The organism is Armatimonas sp., from assembly GCF_043757465.1.
Classification (GTDB): domain Bacteria; phylum Armatimonadota; class Armatimonadia; order Armatimonadales; family Armatimonadaceae; genus Armatimonas.
The window spans coordinates 37,274-57,204 of sequence record NZ_JAYVPL010000147.1 but is presented as its reverse complement, the minus strand read 5'-3'; the positions used below and the strand labels follow the sequence as shown (position 1 = coordinate 57,204).

Below are 19,931 nucleotides of genomic sequence, written 5' to 3'. Positions count from 1 at the left end.
GTCTCGTTACGGCAGCGCAAAAGCAACATAGCTATCACCGGATTTGGTGCCGATCTTGCCGCCTCCGCCTGCTGCGATCACCACAAATTGCTTGCCGTTGACCGAGTAAGTTGCCGGGCAAGCGTAGCCACCTGCGGGGAGCTTGTGCTGCCAGAGGAGCTTGCCGGTGTCTTTGTCAAAGGCGCGGAGCAGCTCGTCACGGGTGGAGGCGATAAAAATGAGGCCGCCTGCGGTGACTATCGAGCCGCCGAAGTTCTCGCAGCCCGTGGACTTATCGGCCAACTCGGGGTAGGAGCCCAGCGGGATGCGCCAGGCAAACGTGCCGTTGTTCAAATCCACGGCGGTGAGGCTGCCCCATGGCGGCTTCACCCCCGGGCGTCCGTCTTTGTCCCGAAGCCAGTTGTAGCCCATGAAGTCGTAGCCGCCACTGCTATTTGCCTTTAGCTGGACGACACTGGGGATGTTGTTCGTGTTGACAAACAAATAGCCCGTTGCGGGGTCGTAGGCCGAGCCACTCCAGTTTGCGCCGCCATGAAATCCCGGTGTGCAGATTGTCCCTTCCACGCTTGGGGGCTGACGCCACTGGCCGTAGCGTCGCCCGTTGGCAGGCACCGTGAGGTCGGCGTCGGTGATAACTTGAGGCGTGAGCGGCGGGGGCGCGAGTGGCATGGGCTGGGTGGGCGAGGCTTGTTCACCGGGAATATCTGAGGGCGGCGCGGCTTTCTCCACAATGGGGAACAGTGATTTGCCGGTTTTACGCTCAAAGACATAGACAAAGCCCGTCTTGGTGGCCAGCGCGACACACTCTTTGCCCTTCACGATGCAGAGTGTGGGCGGGCAGGGGTTGTCGTGGTCCCAGAGATCATGGTGCACGGTCTGGAAGTGCCAGAGCCGCTTGCCCGTTCTTGCATCGAGTGCGATCAGGCAGTTGGCAAAGAGATTCGCCCCATGCCGATCCGCCCCGTAAAAGTCCGATGCCGCTGAGCCGGTCGCGGCAAAGACAATCGCGTTTTTCGTGTCCACGGTGTATCCCGTCCAGGCGTTGGTTCCCGAGCGCTCGCGCCAGGAGTCCTTGGCCCAAGTGTCGTTGCCAAACTCACCGGGCCGCGGCACGGTGTAAAAACGCCAGACTTCTTTGCCTGTGCGCACATCAAAGGCCCGAATATCACCCGGTGCGCCTGGCTGCCCCTCGGAGTTGATGATGGGCACGACCACCAAGTTCTCAAAAAGCGCCAGTGCCGACGTGCACCCGTAGTTGAGCTTGGAGAGATCGCGCTCGTAGCCATCGCGCAGGTTCACCACACCACCCTTGCCAAAGCGCACATCGGGCGTGCCGGTTCGGGCATCCAGCGAGAGGAGCTTGCCATCCGGGAGGGCGCAGAGAATCCGTGTGAGCTTGCCATCGGTCCAGTAGGTCAGTCCGCGATGCACCCCGCTGGACTTGGGATCGTGCACCCAGATCGGCTTGCCCGTCGCCGCCTCCAGTGCGACAATGCGCAGCTTCACGGTGGTGAGATACATCACGCCCTCAACAATGATTGGTGTGCACTCAATCGTCGTTCCCGCACCCGCATCACCCGTCTTGAACTCCCAGGCGAGCTTGAGATTCTTCACGGTCTTCTTATTGACCTGCATGAGCTTGGCGTGCCGCATCCGCCCCGCATCGTTGCCACTCTCTCGCCAGTCCACACTGGTTTTCGTATCCACCTTTGGCCACTTACCGGTCAGTTCCAGCCTCCACGGCGCCGCATCGCTTGCCACTTCACCACCCGTTACTCGTCTCAATCCCGCATCCCCCTCGCCCTCTTTTAAGGCAAACCGTGCCAATGTTTTGCCGTTGCGGGCGATCTGGATGTCTTCGAGCTGACCGTCACAGCCGAGGCCCTGCGGTGGGTAGCACCCAATCCAGAGCGGCCCGATGGCTGCCGTGACATGCGCCATCCCAATCTGCGCCTCAGCGGCTAGCTTCTCATCAACAAAGAGCTTCACACTGCTGGGTAAGTACTCAAAACGCACCGCGTGCCACTGTCCGTCACAGAGGTCGGTTTCTGACGTCACATTGGCTGGAGCCGCACCTGGCAGATAGACCGCGAGTTTCCCCGATCCCGCTTCCGTGTAGATCTCCCAGTGACGCGGTGAGTCTTTGTGGGAGCTGGCGACTAGGATGTTAAAGCCGTTTTTGGAGAAAAGCCGCGCTCGGCACGTCACAACCAGCGGCGGTTCTTGCCAGCGGGAGTCGCCGCTGGCTTCGTAACCACCCCCCCGGCCCCCGTCCGATGGGGGAGGGAGGGGATTCCCCCGCTGGGCGGGGGCTAGGGGGCTGGCAAGCACCTCCCGATTCCCGACCCAGGCCACGGCGCGACGGATCAGCTCGGCGTGAGCGGGTGTGCGGAGTGCGCCTGCATCGTGACCGAGAAGCGTCTGGAAGATGCGTCCCTTGCCCTCGGTGTAGGTGAACGCTAGAGGCTCGTCTTTGTTGGTTACTTTGGAGTGCGCGGTGAGCAGCGGCTCCACGGGGAGCTCCCCGACCTGCGAGCAGTACAGTTCGTCGGTAGTGGGGAACTGTGCGGGAAGCCCCGCTGTAAGCCGGTGCGCTGGCTGCGTCACCGTGACTGTAAAGCCGCCGTAGGCATCGTGGTTGGCCTTGCCATCTACCCAGACACGACGCGCGAGCCCGCCAAAGAACTCTGGCCAGTCGCGCCAGGCACCGTTGGCAAAATGGACCAGCACGAGCCCACCGCCACGGCGCACGAAATTGAGCAGTGCTGTGCGCTTGCCAGCGCTCAGGCTCGCCGATTCCCAGTTGCAGTAGTTAAGGACGAGCACGTCGGTGGTGCTGAGGTCGAGCGCCTCCGGGTTCTCGCAGACGGAGGTTTTGATGCGTTTGTCGTTGCCCAGAATCTCTGCAAGAGCAGGCGTGGTCTGCTGCCAGTTGTGCGCGGGGTGGTGCTTGCCCGTGAGAATCTGCACACGGAGCGGATCGTCGAGCGGGACGAACTTAGGGGTGCCCTCGGCCTTGGCGGCCCATATAATTCCCTGGATGATGAGCTTCTGGTAGCCCGGAATCGCCCAGTTTTGGTGACTATGACCGCCTGTGCAAGCGAACCCGCGCCCACCTGCCTGATCGGGACGGCTCACGCACCACGCGACAGTCTGGGGCAGTGTCTCGCCAGGTGGCAGCACCTGCATGAGAGGCTGGACAGTCCTCGGGTTGAGGCGCATTTTGTAGTACCACTCTTCCCGCACCGCAAACGGCGTCACTCCCTCGGTAATCCTGTGTGGCACCAAGCGCGGCGTGGACTCGAAGTGCTGGATGGCAGATGCCCAGTGGTTCGCCCCACTGCCCGATTCGTAGTCAAAGTGCCCGCCAACCCATGTGAGATATTTTTGGCTGTGTGCCAGCGGGCAGAACGTCGCGTAGTGCAGTGTCACCAGGCCACACCCGCGCTTCATCTGCCGCTCGATCACTGCCATGCGATTGCCGATCAGCAGCGGATGGTCGCTCTCTTTATGGTCCGAACCATCGGCGTAGAGCACGATGCAGTCCGCGTCCTCCAGCGTTTTCTCTGCGTCTCCCTCAGGCCAGCCGTAGAGATGCACCTCGGTCTGAGCAAACGGAGCCAGCGCCTTGGCAAAGAGCCGCAGGCCCCTCTCGTACTCATGCTCCCCTGGCCCATGGCTCTTAGTGCCCGCCAGAAAGACGATCTTTGTCATAACTTACAGAACGCGTGAGAGGATCGCGAGGGTCTTCTCGTCGAGCTTGCGGTAGTCTGGGATGTTGTAGCGGCTACCCGTTCGGTCCGTGAGCAGCACACGCCCGCCGCTGACTTCCTGGATCGAGTCCTTGAGGTTCTGCACCGCGAACTTGCGCGCACCTTTATCCGTCTCGACCTCGAAGTTCACGGTGTCGTACTCTTTCTTGACCATAGTGACACGCTGAATGGTGGGGACAAAGTAGCGACGCTCCAGCTCCTCATCCAGGATCTTGCGCGACTCCGCATCGAGGCCCGTGAGCTTCTCTAGCATTCCGACATCTTTATCCTTGGCATCGCGCAGGCCGATGTACTGGTCTTGTAGCGAGAGTGGGAACGCCCGCGCGATCTGGCAGATGAGAACTGTCCGCTCGTAGCCGATTTTCGGGTCCGCAATCGTGGCACGCACGGCACTGCCACCCGTGCGAAAGAATGTGACCGTCGCCGGATCAAGAAAAATCAGATCGAAATCAGTGTTGGCACTTTGTTGCATGATTTACTATTTACCTTCTGCAATATGCAGTAAAATTCCGAGAACCTCGCTCCCATCGCCGAGGGAGCGCTCCTGGTTCTCCAGAAAAACCGTCTGGCCTTCCAGCTTCATAAAACGCCACGCGAGGCCCGACGTGACCGTGCCCCAGACTGTGGGCAACGGATGGCCTTCCCGCTGGTTGAAGAGCTGCACGGCTACCATCTCGGCGAGGCACTGCCCCAGCCCCGGACGCAGGTTCTCGCTTTTCGATTCTACCGCTGCAAAGACCGGCGATTGAAGTACGTTTTGCTCGGGCGATTTCGCGAGAAGAAAATCGCACGCCCCGGCAAGCCCTCGCGCCGGGTCTACGTCAAAGGCCACGCCGGAGAAGATCGAAATCTGGCCGCCCGTGCGCTGGCGAAGCTCAAAGAGTAGGGGAGCGACCAAGTACTCCGAGCGCGCTTTCTCCGTTGCCACTCCTAAAGCGATCGTTAGATACTGCTGCAAAAGCCCCGCCATTGGCTCTGAGACGGCAACCGGCGCAACGCCTGCGAAAATCTCCGGCACACTCACTAGAGTCAGCTCTAGCTCCTTCAGTGCTTTTTCGAGGGTGAACTTTGAGTAAGCCATAGGTCTCCTAGTTGCCCTCGGCAATGTACAGTAAAATTCCTAGAATCCCCGCCACTCCATTGAGAGAGCGCTCCAGATGATCCATTGTCACCATCTGGCCTTCCAGCTTCAGAAAGCGCCAGCTTAGCCCTGTTGTCACGGCCCCCCAAATGCACGGCAGTGGCTTGCCCGCGTTCTCATTGAAAATCTGCGCTGCGATCATTTCTGCGATGCACTGACCCAGTCCCGGCGCGAGGCTCAGGTTCTTGGCCTCGACAATGGCAAATGCCGGAGCACGTAGCACGGACTGAAGCGGCGAGCGGGAGAGCAAAAAGTCGCACTCGCCGTTCAGACCGCGTGCGGCATCTACGGTAAAATCCACCCCAGAGAACAGCGAGATACGCCCCTCCATCCGTTCTCGAACCTCAGCGAGCAAGGGAGCAAGAACAAACTCGGAGCGTGCTTTCTCTGTGGAGATAGCCTCGGCAAGTGGTATGCCGCGTTTGAGAACCGCCGTGAGAAGCTCGCTCGGCTCGGCAGGCGCTACATCAGGAAAGAGATCAACGCCTTCAATGAGAGTGATGTCAAAAGTGTCCAGAACTTGTCCCAGCTTAAACTTTGAGTAAGCCATTAATGACTCCGTTCGAGGAGGACATTCTCTGCCCATTTCTGGTTTTCGGTGTTGAGAGCGGGAATCAGGGGCTGGTCGTAGTCCAGAATGCGGCTGTAGGCTCCTCGGTCGTAAAGGGTGTCCAGAGCGTTTTGGAGATCGAGTGGAATGTCGGCGGCTTCATCGGTAAGAGGTACGGCAACGGTGGGGAGCCGCTGCGAAAGTGGGATGGCCCAATACTCTACCCGATGGCGCTGATGGGCACGGTGCAGGCAGACGAGATAGTCCCAGGGTTTGCCACGCTGACGAAGGCGTGCCAGCGGAATATGCGCGGTGTGCTCACCGCAACGTAAAAGATCAATCTCAATCAGATGTACGTCGCTCTTAAGAATCTCGGCTTGTTTACGTTGATATTTGCGTCGTCCTTCACGGGACTTATTGACGGGGCTGAGCAGCTCAATAGTGGTAACAAGCTCTCTATCTCGCACTGTGATGACATTGATGAAGCGCTGTTTGACTTCGATAGACTCCAGTTGCATGACTTCGGCGGGAGTGACCGCAGGACGCTCTAAAAGAGCAGTGCTGGCACTTGTGGTTTTTAAGCGAGACTCGAAGGGACGAACGAGTCCGATATCAGGGATAATCTCGCGCTCTTCCTGAAAGACGTAGCAACGCTCTTCGGCAACGGCGGCGAAAGGTAGGGGAAGGTGAGCGTTGAGTTGCTCCACCAAGACAGCAATCAGCAGGCTATGAACGCCGCGCCAGTTTTCGGGCAGCTCAAGGTAGGGATCCATTCCAGGAAACGGGCCAGGCATAATACTTATTCTATCGCGGCTACTCTTCCAAAATCATGTTCTCGGACTTGAGTTTGTTGACTTCAAGCTGCATCTCGACGAGCTTTCTGAAGATGCCGTTGTCTTTCTCCATCAGCTCGGCGTGGGTGCCCATCTCGGCGACGCGGCCTTTCTCGATCACCACTAATCTATCGGCGTTGCGGAGCGTAGAAAGGCGGTGGGCGATGGCGAACGTGGTGCGGCCCGCGATCAGGCGCTGGATGGCTTCCTGGATCTGCTTCTCGGTCTCGGTGTCCACGGACGCCGTGGCTTCGTCGAGGATCAGCACTTTCGGGTCGTGCAGAATGGCGCGTGCGATACTAATGCGCTGGCGCTCGCCGCCGGAGAGCCGTGCACCGCGCTCGCCCACTAAGGAGTCGTAGCCGTCGGGGAAGCGCAAGATGAAGTCGTGGGCGTTGGCGGCTTTTGCGGCGCGCATGATCTGCTCAAGTGTGGCGTCCGCTTTACCGTAGGCGATGTTCTCCGCGATGGTGCCGGGGAAGAGAAACGGCTCCTGGAGCACGATTCCCATCTGGCTTCTGAGATCTTGGAGCTTGACTTTCTTCATCTCGACACCATCAATTAAGATACGTCCCTCACTCGGATCATAGAAGCGCGAGATCAGGTTGATAATCGTGGACTTGCCTGCGCCGGAGTGCCCCACGAGGCCGATCATCTCGCCGGGCATGACATGCAGATCCACGTTCTCTAAGACCCGCCGCGCTTTATCGTAGCCAAAGCTGACATTCTCAAAGAGCAGCTCACCCTTCATGTTGGGCATGGCAACGGAGTCGGCGCTGTCGGCGACATCGGCCTGGGTATCCATCACCTCAAAGACACGCTCGGCGCTGGTGAGCACGCGGCCCAGCCAGTCTGCAATTCTTGTCATGCCCTGGAGCGGGCCGTAGAGCTGCCCGAGGTAGTAGAAGAACATGTTCAGCGTGCCGAACGTGATCTCTTCCGCGATCACTTGCTGCCCGCCGACATACCAGACAATAAACCCGCCGCTGGTCATGAGAAAACCCAGAATGGGCAGCAGCGTCGCCCACCAGTTCTCCAGATCTAAGTTTGCGTGGTAGAGCGCACCCACCTTCTGGTTGAAGCGCGCCATCTCCCGATCCTCTTGCGCAAAAGCCTTCACGACGCGAGTGCCATTGAGCGCGACCGCGATACTGGCCGTCATGGACGAGCGCAGGTTCCAGAGTTTCTCTAATCGTCCCCACAGAAACTTCCAGATGCGGGTCGTGCCGAGTATCACGAGCGGGATGGGGATCATCACCAGAAGCGCGAGCCGCCAGTTCTGGGTGAAGACAATCACGAGTGTCCCGACCAGCATCAGGCCATTGACCACGAGCATCTGGAGGCCGTCTACGAGGAAGTTATTGAGCTCGTTGACATCGGAGGTGACACGATTTAACAGCGCGCCCGACTGCCGCTTGTCGTAGTACGAGAGCCCGAGCTTCTGGAGTGTCGCGTAGGTCTCGGTGCGGATCTGCCGGGTCATGGTCAGCGAGAGATACGCAGTGAGGCGCGAGCGGAAGATGCCCATCACGAGGCCCAGCACGGTCGCGCCGATCATCACGAGCACCCAGTAGATCAGCCCGTGTAGCCGGTCGGCGGCGGCGACTGCCACTTTGGGGACGAGCACATCGTCGGTGAGGCGCTTGACAATCCAGCCGGGCAGTAGCTGTAGCGCCGTGCCCGCGATCATCAGAGTGGTGACGATAACGGCCTGGAGCTTGTAGCCCTTGGCGTAGCCGAGCAGTCGGGTAAACGTCGCGCGCTTGTCAAAACAGTGGCGGCAGACATCGGAGTCCTTGGGCAGGGCGCGGCTGCACTTGGGGCAGAGTTTTTCTACCTCCTCCAGCTCAGCATCGGGCAGATCGCGCCCCTTGGCGATGGCCTCCATGACACGCGCCACGCCCGCCATGCGCCCGCCCAGCGGCGTGGTGTAGCGTGCCAGCTCGATAATGTCCGAGCCACGCGAGACGGTCAGCGCCCCGCCGCCCACCAGCGACTCGGTCTTTGCGCCGGTGATCTCGCTGACGAGAACCGAGAGGTCCAGATGCGCCGCTGAGCCGCTTGCGCCGTTGGGGGAGTAGACCCGGATCGCGTCCGCGTCCATGGTTACCCACCGCTCGCCGATTACACCGCTAGTATTGATATCCGCCTTGACCGCGAGGGTGAGGGGATCAGAACCGTGGCCATTCCGCTGGGCCTGGAGCGCCGCCTCAACCGAGGCGGGAAGCTCTTCGAGCATTGCCATAGGTAGTAGTCTACCCCCGCAAACGGTTTTTTGACAGGCTTTTGAGTAATTTTGTGTATAATCTCCGCGTAAGTTGCCGGCCTGAGACGCATCAGCCACGGCACCGCTTCAGGGTAGACAGTGTTTCTGCCTGAGGCACAAAGGATAGAGTTCATAGTTTTTTCTCGTTTCGCAAACACACGCGGCACGCTTGCCGCACTCACACTTCTCGGACTGGCGGCGCTCCCACAAGCGGCGCAGGCAACGATTACCACTTTTACAAACCGTGCTAGTTTTCTGGCGGCACTACAGCCAGGTTTCTTTAACGATGATTTTGCGGGTGTCACAAACGGCGGAATCCAAGGGGCCTCTGCAACGCGCTCTGGCAACGGTTTCTCCGTCACGTACACAGCACCGCCGAGTGGATTGTTCTCGATTGCCGGAGCCATGTCTACCAATGATGCAACGAACAACCTAGTGGCGACGGTGAGCAGCTCCCCGGCACAGGTCTTCGCTTTCGGTGCGGATTTCTTCCTGACCGATAGCGGTGGTAACTTCCAACCTTTTGTAGGGAACTCTGTCTCCGCCTTCGCTTCCAACGGAGTGGATGCGGACTCCCCTCTCGCGGCTGGCGTAAACTCCGTCACTAACTTTTTCGGTTGGATCTCCACCACGCCTCTCGTCTCCGTGACAGCCAATGCGGGGGGACTCACCCCAAATCGATGGAACACGATGGACAATGTCGTGGTAGGAGTCGCAGCTTCTTCCGCTGCTCCTGAGCCAGGCACGCTGGCTCTTCTTACTTTGGGTATCGCAGGTGGCATTGCGATCAAGCGTCGCAAGTAATTGTATCTCCCACTCTTGCAAATGCATCGGCAACCGCATAGCGGGGGGGACTAGGGTCGGGGAGTAACTTGCCCCCTAACCCCCCACCCAAAGGGTACCCGGCGGGGGGACAATAAGGAATCCGATTTCTTCTATCTCCCCCGCCGGGCGGGGGCTGGGGGGGCAGCCGTCGCGAGCACTTCGGTGCTGTGGCGGCTCAGGTAGGCCATGACTTCGGTATGCATACGCTCGATCTCGAAGCGCACGATGCGCTCTTGGGTCACTTTTAATTCCTGGTCGTGGTGGATCACAGGAAGGCTCATCTGTAGTGTCCGCCCATAGCAGAAACGAGCAGTTCTAGCCGCTGAAGCGAGTCGCGTTTTTGTGAGAGAATCGTCTCCAATCCGATGAGAGACTGCGCGTGCGCCGCTTTCTCACGCTCGCGCTGGGCACGCTGGGGAGCAAGCCGGGCTTCTTCGGCGGCTTCGACTTGGGCGTAGAACGCGGCTCGGGGAGGGGTAAGGGGCGATTGGGGCAATGAGCTGGGGCAGATTGCCAATAGGTTTGAAAAAGACGAACCTGGTATATAATAGAGGTGTGTACCGTCTGGGGTGGGCGTTTCAAGGAAGATCATCTGAACGCGTCAAAGCGCATCCTGGATAGATGATGACAAGGTTAAAAAAATTATATGACTCGTACTCGTTTCTCGCGTTGCCGTTGTCGTGTTTCGATACTGTCCCTTCTCGTGGGGATCGCGCTCTCCCCCGGGGCGCGGGCACAATCTCTGACGACGTTTTTTAATAGCAATAATGGCAATAGTCAGGGCGGGGGCGTTTTCTTTGATCTGAATGCAGTTTCCGCTCTCACCCTCACCAGCCTGGGAGTCAATGCCAACGTGGGGACGGCAAATCCAGGCTCGATCTCGCTGGGAGCCCCCATCAGCCTTGAGGTCTGGACGCGCTCTGGAACGGCAACGGGTTTTGAGGGGAGCGCGGCAGGGTGGACACTGCGCTCAACAGGCTCTGGTGTTGCTGCCGCGATCAATACACCTAGTCAGGTTGATATTACCGACTTTGTGCTGGGGCCCGGGGTCACGGGTATGGCGATTCATAACATCGGCTACATCGCCCAGTACACGGGCACTACACTTGAGCCTCCCCCAAGTTTGTTCTTCTCCAATGTGGATCTCTCGCTGAGCGCGGGCTCTGCAACCAACGATTTTTTTGTTGGGGGGACTGTACGTACGCCGCGTGTCTGGAACGGGACGATTTTCTACTCGGGTGGCTTTGTCGGCCCGGAGCCGGGCACGCTGGCGCTTGTGGCGCTTGGCATCGTCGGTGGAATCGTGGCTCGTCGGCGCAGGTAGGCGATTCTTCGGCGCGGTCGGGTACAATGGCGCGACGTGATTCGTAAACGTGCTGCTACCATTGTCTCCGTGCAGGCCCTTGCCGCTCCGGGACACTTTGTTTTAACCTTCGACGACCCTGAGACGGCGTGTGATGCACGGCCCGGGCACTTTATCGCGGTGGGGGCCACCACGCCTGCCAATCCGGGAAGCTCGATCCTGCGCAAGCCCTTCTCGATCTTTACCGTGGACAGAGAGGCGGGCCACTGCTCCATTCTCTTCTCCGTCTACGGGCCGACGACGCGCACTATGGCCCAGTACGAGCCGGGCGATAGGCTGGACTTTCTGGGGCCGCTCGGAGGGCGCGTCTTCGATGCCGACCCGCATGCCGATGTCCATCACGTGCTGGTGGGCGGCGGCTACGGGGTTCCGCCGCTGAACTTTCTGGCCAAGACCATCAAGGCCGCTAACCCGAGCGCCAAGGTCACTCTCATCTACGGAGCCCGGAGCGCGAATCTGCTCGTCGGCGATGAGGGCTTGCGCGAGGCGGGCGTGGAGATTATCGCCTGCACCGACGACGGCAGCCTTGGGGTGAAAGGGCGTGTGACGGACGGCTTGCTACCACTGCTTTCCCCCCTCGCCCCCGCCAGCGGGGGGACCAGTGTCTGTGTTTATACCTGTGGTCCAACCCCGATGATGCGCGCCGTCGCCGAGCTGTGTATCGCCTATAACAAACCCTGTCAGGTCTCGATGGAGACGCCCATGCCCTGTGGAATCGGAATCTGCGTGGGGTGCGTGCTCCAGAAAGCCGATGGCAGCTTCTCGCGCACCTGCACCGATGGCCCGGTCTACCCCGCAACGGAGGTCACATGGCAGTGAATGAGGTCACATGGCAGTGAATCTTGAGGTGAAGATCGGCTCGATGACGATGCGCACGCCCGTCACCACAGGCTCCGGCACCTTTGGCTTCGGCTCCGAGACCAAAGACTTAGTGGATCTGAGCCTGCTTGGCGCGGTCTGTGTCAAAGCAACGACGCGGGAGCCACGCCGAGGTAACCCACCCGTGCGCATGTGCGAAACGGCCTCGGGAGTGCTCAATGCGATTGGCCTACAAAACGGCGGTATCGAGAACTACTTGCGCGAGAAGCTCCCGTTCCTGCGGCAGTTCGATGTTCCGATCATTGTCAACGTGCCCGGCGAGAGCCCCGAGGATTTTGCCTATGTGGCGCGGCGCTTGACGGAGGGAGGCGGGGCGGACGCCATTGAGCTGAATATCTCGTGTCCTAATGTCTCCCATGGCCTGGACTACGCCACCCAGCCGCACCTGACGGCGGAAGTTGTCGCCGCCGTACGCGCCGTCACCGACCTGCCGATCATTGCCAAGCTCTCGCCCAATGTCACCGATATTCGGCCCGTCGCTAAAGCCGCTGAGGATGCGGGGGCCGATGCTATCTCGCTGATCAACACCGTGATCGGAACCGCGATAGATGCCCGCAAGCGCACGTTTAAGCTCGCGAATAAAACGGGTGGCCTCTCGGGGCCCGCAATTAAGCCGATTGCCCTGCTCGCCGTCTACCGAGTTGCCCAGACCGTGGAAATTCCGATTATCGGAATGGGCGGTATTATGAACGCTACCGATGCCGTTGAGTTTCTGCTGGCGGGCGCAACCGCTGTGGCCGCCGGAACCGTGAACTTCGTCAATCCGCTCGCCGCTATCGAGATCGCAAGTGGGATCGCCGATTATTTAGAGAAGAACGGCTTCGACGACGTCCGTCAGATCATCGGGGCTGTACAATAAGCTAAATCTATGCCTTACCGAACTTTACCCATTGGGGACAATGCGCCCGACGAAGTGCACGCCGTCATCGAGATTCCGCGTGGCTCCTCCAATAAATACGAGTACGACAAAGATCTGGGGGTCTTCAAGCTCGACCGTCCGCTCTACTCGCCGCTGTTCTATCCGTTTGACTACGGCTGGATCGCTGGAACCATGAGTGCCGATGGCGATGCGCTCGATGTTCTTGTGATCGGCTCGCACCCCACTTTTTGTGGCTGCGTCGTGAGCTGCCGCCCGCTCGGAGTCTTGATGATGCGCGATGAAAAAGGTGCTGATGAGAAAATACTCGCCCGCGTCGCCCACGACCCGCGCTTTCATGGCGTCAGCAAGCTCGAAGATGTCCCGGAGCACTACTTGCGCGAGATCGAGCACTTCTTTGATGTGTATAAAACCCTGGAGAAGAAATCGGTTCAGATCGGCGAGTGGATGGATGTCGAGCGTGCCAAAGAGATGATCAACACCTGCCGCCTGATCCACAGCGCGGTGTAGCCATGCGTGACGAACTGCTCGGAATTTTAGAGAGTTTCCCGGGTAGGCGCGTGCTTGTGGTTGGCGATCTGATGGCCGATGAGCATATCTGGGGCCATGTGAACCGCATCTCGCCCGAGGCGCCTGTGCCGATTGTCGAAGTTGAGCGGGAGACCTTTGTGCCGGGCGGGGCGGCCAACACGGCGGCGCAGCTTGTGGCGTTTGAGGCGGAGGTCTTTGTGGCGGGCGTGGTCGGCGATGATGTGGCAGGGGGGAAGCTACGAGAGGCGTTGCGGGCACTTGGGGCGGATATCTCCGCCGTGGTGACGGCCCCCGACCGCCCGACGACGCGCAAGACGCGGGTGACGGCGGGTTCGTACCAGGGGGCGCAACAGATCGTGCGTGTGGATCGCGAGCTGCGTGCCCCGCTCACCGCCGAGACGGAGACCGCGCTGGTGCGTGCCTGCGAGGAAGTTCTAGAGGCGGGCTGTGATGCACTGCTCTTTTCAGACTATCTCAAGGGCGTCCTGACCGAGACACTCGTGGCGCGCCTCAGTGCGGCGGCGCGTACACGGGGAGCTGTGGTGACGGCCAACCCGAAGCCCGCAAGTGTCGCGTTCTATAAGGATGCGGATCTGATCCAGCTCAACCGAAAGGAAGCAGATGAAGCTAGCCGCACGACGCTGTTTGAGTCACTGGACGATACGCTCTTTCACGACGCGGGAGCGCGGCTGCGTGAGGCGCTCGATGTGCGCAATCTTCTTGTCACGCGCGGCGCACGTGGCCTGACGATCTTTGAGCCCACGCGCTTTGTGGATGTCGCCGCTGTTCCGGTCGAAGTTTTCGATGGCACGGGCGCGGGCGACTCCACGATTGCGGGGATCACGATGGGGCTTGCGGCGGGGGGAACCATTGAGCAGGCCGTGCGCCTGGGAAATGCAGCGGGCGGGGCCGTCGTTCGGCATGTCGGCGTGGTCACCGCACGTCGTGAAGAAGTCGCCGCGCTACTGTAGTCTCTTGGTTAGGGCTTGCGCTGGAAAAGAAAGTTGCCACGGTATTCCGTGGGGTAAGGGGCTGAGAGGTTGCGAGTGCAGCCGTTACTGAGAACTTCCCGAACCTGGTAGCCACGAGCAACCATCAGCTCGATAACGGCTTTGCCTGTGGTGCCGTAGTGTTCCAGATGCCTGTCTTCCACTTCGATCAGCACAATGGGAGGAAGCAGGTAGTCTTTCACGGCGTTGAGAATCAGCCCCTCTGCGCCTTCCGCATCCATTTTCATTACCCCTGCCTCGCGCATTCGGGAGAACTCCGTCAGCAGACTTGCCAAGCTACGGGACTGCACTTCCACCTTCTTCTGTTTTGTTAAGGCGCTCTTCTGTTTTGTTAAGGCGCTTTTTTCGTTCTCGCGCTGAATGTGCCCCATCCCGAGTGAGCCGATATTGAACTCAAAAGTGAGCATGCTATCGGTGTCGCTCAGGGCCGCTTCGATAACCTGGATGGGCGCAATTTCCGGGTTCAGTCCGACATTGGCTTTTAGGAAGGCAAGGGTGTTGGGATTGGGTTCGATGGAAAATACTTGCCCACTCCTCCCACTGCGTGCCGCCGCCCAGAGGGAGTAGAATCCGATATTGGCTCCAATATCAATAAACACCGCGCCTTCGGTAACATAGGGCTCCAGGCACTTCACACAGGCCGTCTCCCAAACACCTGTGTAGTAGAGGTTCCTTTGCATCCCATCGTGTAGGTTCAGAGACATCCGTGTCCCGTTTCGGAGGGTCACAGTGAGGGCGCTGGCCGGGGCTTTCAAGCGCTTGCCCGTGCCACCGATTGCCCCATAGAGCTGCTCCGCGAGGCGGGAGGGGAGGTGCGTCAACAGAGAACGAAGGCCATTACGAAGAGGGTTCGAGTCTGTCGAGAGCGAGGCTAGAGGCATGATGTGAGCTTGCAGTATACCACTTCTCCCTCGGCGATTTAAGGAGGGCTAAGCCAGCCGGTGGCGTTGCCGACAATCTGGCCGTCGTCGGGCCGGGTATCCAGAAGAATCAGATAGAGCCTCTCGTTTTCGATGTAGCCACCAATCAAGTAGGGGGCATTGGCGTAGCGTCCTTGTTCGGCGGCACGGGCAAGCTCACGCAGAGACTTAGGGGAGAAGTTGCGTAAGATCTCGCGTAGCTCCACCGTTTTTTCCGGCTCCAGCGGGACACCCAGAGGCCTGCCGTCGTCGCTGCCAAAGAAGACTTTCGCAATCTGGGGGCGGATCAGTAAGTCATCGGGAGAGACGCGGGACTCATCACGTATGGGGAGGATGATAAGCGGGAACTTGGTACCGGGTTTCTCCAATACCTGGAGCTGCCGTTTGAGAGAGCGCGCCGCTAGCTGGGCCGCCGTCCGGATACGCTCATCACGCTCCTTGAGCCGGGCGGTATCCAGCGTGGCTCCTGCGCCTGAGATTAGCTTCGAATCGTACCAAATGCAGCCTGCGGCACGCTTCACATGATCGCCTGTCGGACCGGCCGCGAACGTCCCGGTTTGCTTGAAGTCATTGGCATAACGCACAATAAGACGCAGGAGGCGCACCCCCTTGATTTCTAGATCTACGGGTTGTGGGCGGGTTCGTTTTGCCCCCCCCTCATCGGTGAGCACCGGGTAGAGTGTGGAGCGAATCGCATCCGAGCGGAAGAGCAGCTTGTTGTCGCCGTAGACCTCGAAGTAGCAGTAACCGGTCCCCAGTTTTGCCTCATCATCATCGCGACCCACCATCGCCTGAAAGCGTAGGAACTTGCCCTGAACGGGGATTGTCATCCCGCAAATCTCGCCCGGCCCCATGGGATCGTCTTTGACATCCGCTGACATCCCGTGCTCGAAGCGCTTGCCATTGACCAGCACCTTGCGTGGGGAGAAAACCAGGTTGCCATCGTAGCGCACACCCGGCGCTTTAAACAGGCTCTCCAGCCATACCTCGCCGCCGGGATTTTCCAGAGGATTGACAGGCACAATGACAACGGAAGGATCTTGTTGCGCGGTGGCACGGACACTGAGAGAAAGCCCGAAAAGGGCTACAGCGAAGCGACGACGCGTCATGAGAAACCCTCCAATACGAGAGGAACGAAACAATCCGCCTGGCAAGATTCGAACCTGCGACCTTTGGCTTCGGAGGCCAACACTCTAATCCGCTGAGCTACAGGCGGGCATGGATTGACAGTATACCGCCGGTTAGTCGGCTCCGCAAACGCCTACCGAGGACCATTTTTCTGGCGCTTCTCCAGCTTTTGAAGCTCTTTTTGGGCCTGTTGCTCGTGTTTCTTCGTCAGGGGCTGCAGCTCCGAGGCGCTTTTCTGCCGAAAACACCAGACAAGCAATGCGATCACCCCAATCACCCCGACGGCGATGAATAGATACGAGAGCCAGCCCACCACCAGAGCCAGGAGCCAGAATGCGGCAAAGAGAGCCAGAAAGATGAGAATCAGGCGCACTGTGAGAGACATTGCCTGATTGTACAACAAACTTCACCCAACGTATTATCCCGGCACTCGGGCGTGTGCTTGGGGACGATACTCTGCCACTGGAGATGCTGCTTTCACGACCCACCAGGCGCGCGCTGGTGCTCGACGATCTTCAGTTCCTGACCGAGGCCAGCGATGCGTTTTCTCTCGCACTGGGAAGCCGCACCGCGTCCAACCTGCCCCCCTTGCTCCCCGATACTCTGGCGCTTTTGGAGGCCAGAACCCAGGTCAGGACTCAGGCGGCTTTTTGTTGAGGAGTCGCCTCAGCCGCCAGATAACGGCTTAGCTCGTGGGCGGGCATGGGGCGGGCAAAGAGATAGCCCTGACCAAAGCTCGCCCCCAGAGCGGTTAAGCGCTCCTGCTGGCTCACTTCCTCAATGCCCTCCGCTGTGACCGATAGCTCCAGGGTTTGGGCCAGTGCGAGAATGGTGCGGATGATCGCCTCATTTTGAGTGACGAACTTGGGATCCGCATGACTCAGGGCACTAACAAAGCTCCGGTCCACCTTGAGTGCCTTTACGGGCAAGCGGCTTAGGTAAGACAGGGAGCAGTAGCCTGTCCCGAAGTCATCCAGGCTTAATCGAACCCCCAGCTCCTCCAGTGCATGCAGGCGGGCGATTCCACTCTCGATATCGCTGAGCAGAATGCTCTCCGTGAGCTCCAAGGTGAGAGCCGCGGGTGGCAGACCCGTCTCACGTAGGATCTGTCGTACCATGGGGACAAAGTCCGACTCGCGGAACTGACGCTCGGAGACATTGACATTGACCTGGAGACTGCGATTACCGAGCACGCCGCGCCACTGAACGGCATCATAACAAGCTGCCCGTAGCAGTGCGACACCTAGTGGGATGATAAGACCCGTCTCCTCGGCGATGGGGATAAAGCGGCCCGGTGGTAGGTAAGTGCCCTCACTTGTCTGCCAGCGCGCGAGCGCCTCTACGGCAACGACCGCGCCTGTCTTTAGCGAGAGAATCGGCTGGTAGTAGGGCTTAATCTCCCCGTCGCGGAGTGCACGCCTGAGCGCTGCCTCAAGCTCAAAGCGCTCGCGTGAGTCCTGATCCATGATGGGATCAAAGAACAGGTAGCCCGCCTTTCCCAGCCCTTTTGCATGATGCATCGCCGTGTTGGCGTTACGCAGAAGATCGCTCGTGCTGCCGGGCTCCCCAAGGGCAACTCCGATACTGGCGGAGAGGAGGAGAGGGCGATCCTGGATGACAAGTGGGGCATTTAGCGCCCGGGTCAGCCGCTCTGCCAGGTTGTTCACCTGCGAAGATGAGGGGACATTTGGGAGAAGAACCGTAAACTCATCGCCGCCAAGCCGGGCGATAACACCTTGTTGACCAACCTCACGACGGAGCCGCTCCGCCGTCGCAATCAGCACTTGGTCGCCCGAGTGGTGCCCAAAGTTGTCGTTGATGAGTTTGAAGTTATCCAGATCTACAAAGAAGAGGCAGGTGTGTCCGTCCGGATTTGCCAGGAGCTTTTCTATCGTCTCCATGAGCTGGCGACGGTTTGCCAGACCGGTGAGCGGATCGTGTTGGGTCTGGTAGGCAAGCCGCGCTTCGATCTCTTTGCGGTCCGTAATGTCGGTGCAGACTCCTACCAGGTTCCAGCAGCCCGGTACCAGGCACTGCACGGTGACATCCTCGTTGAGCCAGCGCACGCTGCCATCCTCAAGCTGGATCGTGTATTCCTGGTGGTAGCGTGGCACCTCATCGCGTAGCGCCTGGATCGCTTTGAGCTCACACTGGTACTGCTCTTCCGGGCAGCGGGCCTCAAGGAAAGCCTCTTGGAGAGGTTGCTCTTCCACAAAGGGAAACGGGAGCCATTCCAAAACCGCATGCGGGGCAATCAGGCGCAAGTTCCAGTGGAGATAGGTATCGCGTTCCTCATTGAAGTTGGGTTGTAAAGGGTTGTGATTTCTGTCGCAGGGCAGCTCCAAGACGGTTGCCTGCCAGAGCAGGCACCTCGCCTGGGAAACGGCACGCTGTAAAAAAGCGGCGTCCTCTATGGGGGTACTGTTGTAAGTTCGACGGTTCATCTATATAGTTGTACGACTGTGAGGTTGACGGCTCGCCCTTGAGTCCATTATCGTCGTTTCTAGGCACTCTCGTTATAGCAAAAATGAAATTTGTTTTTCAGCGAAACAAGAGGAGGTGATACACTCGGGATCATGCTTCTCACTACCCTTAAACGCTATCCCGACCATAAAAAAGACAACCTTCAGGCATGGGATAGTGCCGACGAACTGCTCCTCAAGTACCTGGAATCGTGTGAGCTAGCTGATAAACGCGTCCTAATTATCAACGATGCCTTCGGGGCGCTGGCCTGCTCGATCTCGATCCCGGGAGGGGAGCTGACGAGCTACACGGACTCATTTGTGAGCCAGAAGGCAATTTTGCGCAATAGCAGTGGCACGCGCCAGACTCTCTCTGACCTGGATGCGCTCTCGGGTGTCTATGATTTTGTGCTGATCAAGCTCCCGAAAAACCTCTCGTTCCTGGAAGATATTCTTTGCCGCATCACTGCCCGCTTGCGCCCCGACTCCCGAATAATCTGCGCCGCCATGGTAAAGCACTTAGCTCCGGCAAGCTTTCCGCTGCTTCAGAAGTACATCGGCGAGACCACGACAAGCCTGGCGGAAAAGAAGGCGCGCTTAGTTTTTGCCAGCTTTGAGAAAGAGCGGGTGACGTCGCCCTACCCTCTGGAAGTGGCAATTGAGGGCTTTGCACACTCGTTCACAAACCACTCGAATCTTTTCAGTCGTGAGAAGCTTGACTTCGGGACAAAGTTCTTTCTCGGACAGATTCCTCAAGGTGAGTACGCGAAAATTTTAGATCTTGGCTGTGGAAACGGCATTATTGGAATTGCGGCCAAGCAGCGCAATCCGGCTGCACAGATTATCTTCAGCGATGAGTCGCGGATGGCCTTGCAGAGCGCTCAGATAAACTACGGTAAGTTCTTCCCCGACGATACTTCGGCGGGGTTTGTTTGGACCAACGGCTATGAAGACCAGGAGCGCGAGTCAGTGGACCTCGTCCTCTGCAACCCACCGTTTCACCAAGAAAAGACGATAAGTGATCAGATCGCCTGGCAGATGTTCGTGGACGCGCAGAGGGCGCTGAAAGTGGGCGGGACACTCCGCGTGGTTGGGAACTCGCATCTGGGCTACCACCTGAAGCTCAAGCGTATCTTTGGCAACAGTAAGGTTGTCACTAGCAACGAGAGATTTATGATCGTGGATGCCGTCAAGTCCGCCCGAGTGGTACAATAGCGAACCATTGTTTGTTCGGGCGGAGGGCACATGTCAAAGGGAAGTGGACGGTTTGAGTTTGTCGGGCCGACACCCGCGGGCGATCAGCCAAAAGCGATTGCACAGCTTGTCGAGGGGCTAAATCGGGGCGAAAAACGCCAGACACTGCTGGGAGCCAC

General features: G+C 59.0%; 20 protein-coding genes and 1 tRNA gene. 8 read left to right on the top strand and 13 right to left on the bottom strand.

Going from position 1 to position 19,931, the window contains the following annotated elements:
* Window positions 1–6 precede the first annotated feature (6 nt).
* The 6 genes from ACH2ED_RS20590 to ACH2ED_RS20565 are packed head-to-tail and all read right to left on the bottom strand — an operon-like array spanning window position 7 to window position 8,542.
* The gene (locus ACH2ED_RS20590) at window positions 7–3,714 is read right to left on the bottom strand and encodes a ThuA domain-containing protein (protein ID WP_395094606.1); all 3,708 of its coding nucleotides are present in this window, start codon (window positions 3,712–3,714) and stop codon (window positions 7–9) included.
* Between the two features lie 3 nt (window positions 3,715–3,717).
* Window positions 3,718–4,245 carry a DUF1854 domain-containing protein gene (locus ACH2ED_RS20585; RefSeq protein WP_395094605.1) on the bottom strand — a complete coding sequence of 176 codons (528 nt, stop codon included), beginning with the start codon at window positions 4,243–4,245 and terminating at the stop codon, window positions 3,718–3,720.
* 6 nt (window positions 4,246–4,251) lie between these two features.
* Complete coding sequence (locus tag ACH2ED_RS20580; RefSeq protein WP_395094604.1) at window positions 4,252–4,854, bottom strand: hypothetical protein; 603 nt, start codon at window positions 4,852–4,854, stop codon at window positions 4,252–4,254.
* Window positions 4,855–4,861: 7 nt separating this feature from the next.
* Window positions 4,862–5,464 (bottom strand): hypothetical protein, encoded by a 603-nt coding sequence (locus ACH2ED_RS20575; protein WP_395094603.1) that lies wholly within the window; start codon window positions 5,462–5,464, stop codon window positions 4,862–4,864.
* Window positions 5,464–6,258, bottom strand: coding sequence for a DUF4058 family protein (locus ACH2ED_RS20570; RefSeq protein WP_395094602.1), 795 nt, complete (start codon window positions 6,256–6,258; stop codon window positions 5,464–5,466). Before ACH2ED_RS20570 ends, ACH2ED_RS20575 begins: the two co-directional genes overlap by 1 nt.
* A gap of 19 nt (window positions 6,259–6,277) precedes the next feature.
* Window positions 6,278–8,542 (bottom strand): ABC transporter ATP-binding protein, encoded by a 2,265-nt coding sequence (locus ACH2ED_RS20565; RefSeq protein WP_395094601.1) that lies wholly within the window; start codon window positions 8,540–8,542, stop codon window positions 6,278–6,280.
* A gap of 120 nt (window positions 8,543–8,662) precedes the next feature.
* Between ACH2ED_RS20565 and ACH2ED_RS20560 the strand changes: the two genes are divergently transcribed.
* Window positions 8,663–9,367, top strand: a complete 705-nt coding sequence (locus ACH2ED_RS20560) for a PEP-CTERM sorting domain-containing protein (protein ID WP_395094600.1) — start codon at window positions 8,663–8,665, stop codon at window positions 9,365–9,367.
* Between the two features lie 131 nt (window positions 9,368–9,498).
* Here the strand turns inward: ACH2ED_RS20560 and ACH2ED_RS20555 are convergent, their stop codons facing one another.
* Both ACH2ED_RS20555 and ACH2ED_RS20550 read right to left on the bottom strand, forming a co-directional pair.
* The gene (locus tag ACH2ED_RS20555; RefSeq protein WP_395094599.1) at window positions 9,499–9,669 is read right to left on the bottom strand and encodes a hypothetical protein; all 171 of its coding nucleotides are present in this window, start codon (window positions 9,667–9,669) and stop codon (window positions 9,499–9,501) included.
* Complete coding sequence (locus tag ACH2ED_RS20550; protein ID WP_395094598.1) at window positions 9,666–9,884, bottom strand: hypothetical protein; 219 nt, start codon at window positions 9,882–9,884, stop codon at window positions 9,666–9,668. The genes ACH2ED_RS20555 and ACH2ED_RS20550 overlap by 4 nt, the downstream gene beginning before the upstream one ends.
* Before the next feature lie 150 nt (window positions 9,885–10,034).
* Between ACH2ED_RS20550 and ACH2ED_RS20545 the strand changes: the two genes are divergently transcribed.
* Genes ACH2ED_RS20545 through ACH2ED_RS20525 form a run of 5 tightly spaced genes read left to right on the top strand, consistent with a single transcriptional unit; the run spans window position 10,035 to window position 14,009 of the window.
* Window positions 10,035–10,712 carry a PEP-CTERM sorting domain-containing protein gene (locus ACH2ED_RS20545; RefSeq protein WP_395094597.1) on the top strand — a complete coding sequence of 226 codons (678 nt, stop codon included), beginning with the start codon at window positions 10,035–10,037 and terminating at the stop codon, window positions 10,710–10,712.
* Window positions 10,713–10,748: 36 nt separating this feature from the next.
* Complete coding sequence (locus ACH2ED_RS20540; protein ID WP_395094596.1) at window positions 10,749–11,570, top strand: dihydroorotate dehydrogenase electron transfer subunit; 822 nt, start codon at window positions 10,749–10,751, stop codon at window positions 11,568–11,570.
* Between the two features lie 10 nt (window positions 11,571–11,580).
* A complete protein-coding gene (locus ACH2ED_RS20535; protein WP_395094595.1) occupies window positions 11,581–12,489 on the top strand; it encodes a dihydroorotate dehydrogenase in 909 nt (302 codons plus the stop codon).
* Between the two features lie 9 nt (window positions 12,490–12,498).
* Window positions 12,499–13,017, top strand: a complete 519-nt coding sequence (locus tag ACH2ED_RS20530) for an inorganic diphosphatase (RefSeq protein ID WP_395094594.1) — start codon at window positions 12,499–12,501, stop codon at window positions 13,015–13,017.
* A gap of 2 nt (window positions 13,018–13,019) precedes the next feature.
* The gene (locus ACH2ED_RS20525; protein ID WP_395094593.1) at window positions 13,020–14,009 is read left to right on the top strand and encodes a bifunctional heptose 7-phosphate kinase/heptose 1-phosphate adenyltransferase; all 990 of its coding nucleotides are present in this window, start codon (window positions 13,020–13,022) and stop codon (window positions 14,007–14,009) included.
* 8 nt (window positions 14,010–14,017) lie between these two features.
* Here ACH2ED_RS20525 and ACH2ED_RS20520 read toward each other — a convergent pair whose 3' ends face one another.
* The 4 genes from ACH2ED_RS20520 to ACH2ED_RS20505 form a co-directional block, all read right to left on the bottom strand.
* Complete coding sequence (locus ACH2ED_RS20520) at window positions 14,018–14,929, bottom strand: FkbM family methyltransferase (RefSeq protein ID WP_395094592.1); 912 nt, start codon at window positions 14,927–14,929, stop codon at window positions 14,018–14,020.
* A gap of 38 nt (window positions 14,930–14,967) precedes the next feature.
* On the bottom strand, window positions 14,968–16,077 hold the full coding sequence (locus ACH2ED_RS20515; protein WP_395094591.1) for an NPCBM/NEW2 domain-containing protein: 1,110 nt from the start codon (window positions 16,075–16,077) through the stop codon (window positions 14,968–14,970).
* Between the two features lie 33 nt (window positions 16,078–16,110).
* Window positions 16,111–16,184: transfer RNA gene (locus tag ACH2ED_RS20510), tRNA-Arg, on the bottom strand.
* A 45-nt stretch (window positions 16,185–16,229) separates the two neighbouring features.
* Window positions 16,230–16,481: a hypothetical protein gene (locus ACH2ED_RS20505; protein ID WP_395094590.1), complete on the bottom strand. Its 252-nt coding sequence runs from the start codon at window positions 16,479–16,481 to the stop codon at window positions 16,230–16,232.
* Between ACH2ED_RS20505 and ACH2ED_RS20500 the strand changes: the two genes are divergently transcribed.
* Complete coding sequence (locus ACH2ED_RS20500; protein WP_395094589.1) at window positions 16,481–16,753, top strand: hypothetical protein; 273 nt, start codon at window positions 16,481–16,483, stop codon at window positions 16,751–16,753. The two genes, ACH2ED_RS20505 and ACH2ED_RS20500, sit on opposite strands and share 1 nt — an antisense overlap.
* On the opposite strand, the gene ACH2ED_RS20495 is transcribed toward ACH2ED_RS20500, so the two are convergent.
* A complete protein-coding gene (locus ACH2ED_RS20495) occupies window positions 16,735–18,540 on the bottom strand; it encodes an EAL domain-containing protein (RefSeq protein WP_395094588.1) in 1,806 nt (601 codons plus the stop codon). The genes ACH2ED_RS20500 and ACH2ED_RS20495 overlap by 19 nt on opposite strands.
* A 132-nt stretch (window positions 18,541–18,672) precedes the next feature.
* Between ACH2ED_RS20495 and ACH2ED_RS20490 the strand changes: the two genes are divergently transcribed.
* Window positions 18,673–19,773: a methyltransferase gene (locus ACH2ED_RS20490; protein WP_395094587.1), complete on the top strand. Its 1,101-nt coding sequence runs from the start codon at window positions 18,673–18,675 to the stop codon at window positions 19,771–19,773.
* The last annotated feature ends 158 nt before the right edge of the window (window positions 19,774–19,931 follow it).

Bases quoted from the DNA above. Each gene is read 5' to 3' on its own strand.
- ACH2ED_RS20580 (WP_395094604.1), bottom strand. From the start codon at position 4,854: ATGGCTTACTCAAAGTTCACCCTCGAAAAAGCACTGAAGGAGCTAGAG.
- ACH2ED_RS20530 (WP_395094594.1), top strand. From the start codon at position 12,499: ATGCCTTACCGAACTTTACCCATTGGGGACAATGCGCCCGACGAAGTG.
- ACH2ED_RS20520 (WP_395094592.1), bottom strand. From the start codon at position 14,929: ATGCCTCTAGCCTCGCTCTCGACAGACTCGAACCCTCTTCGTAATGGC.
- ACH2ED_RS20585 (WP_395094605.1), bottom strand. From the start codon at position 4,245: ATGCAACAAAGTGCCAACACTGATTTCGATCTGATTTTTCTTGATCCG.
- ACH2ED_RS20545 (WP_395094597.1), top strand. From the start codon at position 10,035: ATGACTCGTACTCGTTTCTCGCGTTGCCGTTGTCGTGTTTCGATACTG.
- ACH2ED_RS20525 (WP_395094593.1), top strand. From the start codon at position 13,020: ATGCGTGACGAACTGCTCGGAATTTTAGAGAGTTTCCCGGGTAGGCGC.
- ACH2ED_RS20575 (WP_395094603.1), bottom strand. From the start codon at position 5,464: ATGGCTTACTCAAAGTTTAAGCTGGGACAAGTTCTGGACACTTTTGAC.
- ACH2ED_RS20515 (WP_395094591.1), bottom strand. From the start codon at position 16,077: ATGACGCGTCGTCGCTTCGCTGTAGCCCTTTTCGGGCTTTCTCTCAGT.
- ACH2ED_RS20570 (WP_395094602.1), bottom strand. From the start codon at position 6,258: ATGCCTGGCCCGTTTCCTGGAATGGATCCCTACCTTGAGCTGCCCGAA.
- ACH2ED_RS20590 (WP_395094606.1), bottom strand. From the start codon at position 3,714: ATGACAAAGATCGTCTTTCTGGCGGGCACTAAGAGCCATGGGCCAGGG.
- ACH2ED_RS20505 (WP_395094590.1), bottom strand. From the start codon at position 16,481: ATGTCTCTCACAGTGCGCCTGATTCTCATCTTTCTGGCTCTCTTTGCC.
- ACH2ED_RS20535 (WP_395094595.1), top strand. From the start codon at position 11,581: ATGGCAGTGAATCTTGAGGTGAAGATCGGCTCGATGACGATGCGCACG.
- ACH2ED_RS20565 (WP_395094601.1), bottom strand. From the start codon at position 8,542: ATGGCAATGCTCGAAGAGCTTCCCGCCTCGGTTGAGGCGGCGCTCCAG.
- ACH2ED_RS20490 (WP_395094587.1), top strand. From the start codon at position 18,673: ATGCTTCTCACTACCCTTAAACGCTATCCCGACCATAAAAAAGACAAC.
- ACH2ED_RS20495 (WP_395094588.1), bottom strand. From the start codon at position 18,540: ATGAACCGTCGAACTTACAACAGTACCCCCATAGAGGACGCCGCTTTT.
- ACH2ED_RS20555 (WP_395094599.1), bottom strand. From the start codon at position 9,669: ATGAGCCTTCCTGTGATCCACCACGACCAGGAATTAAAAGTGACCCAA.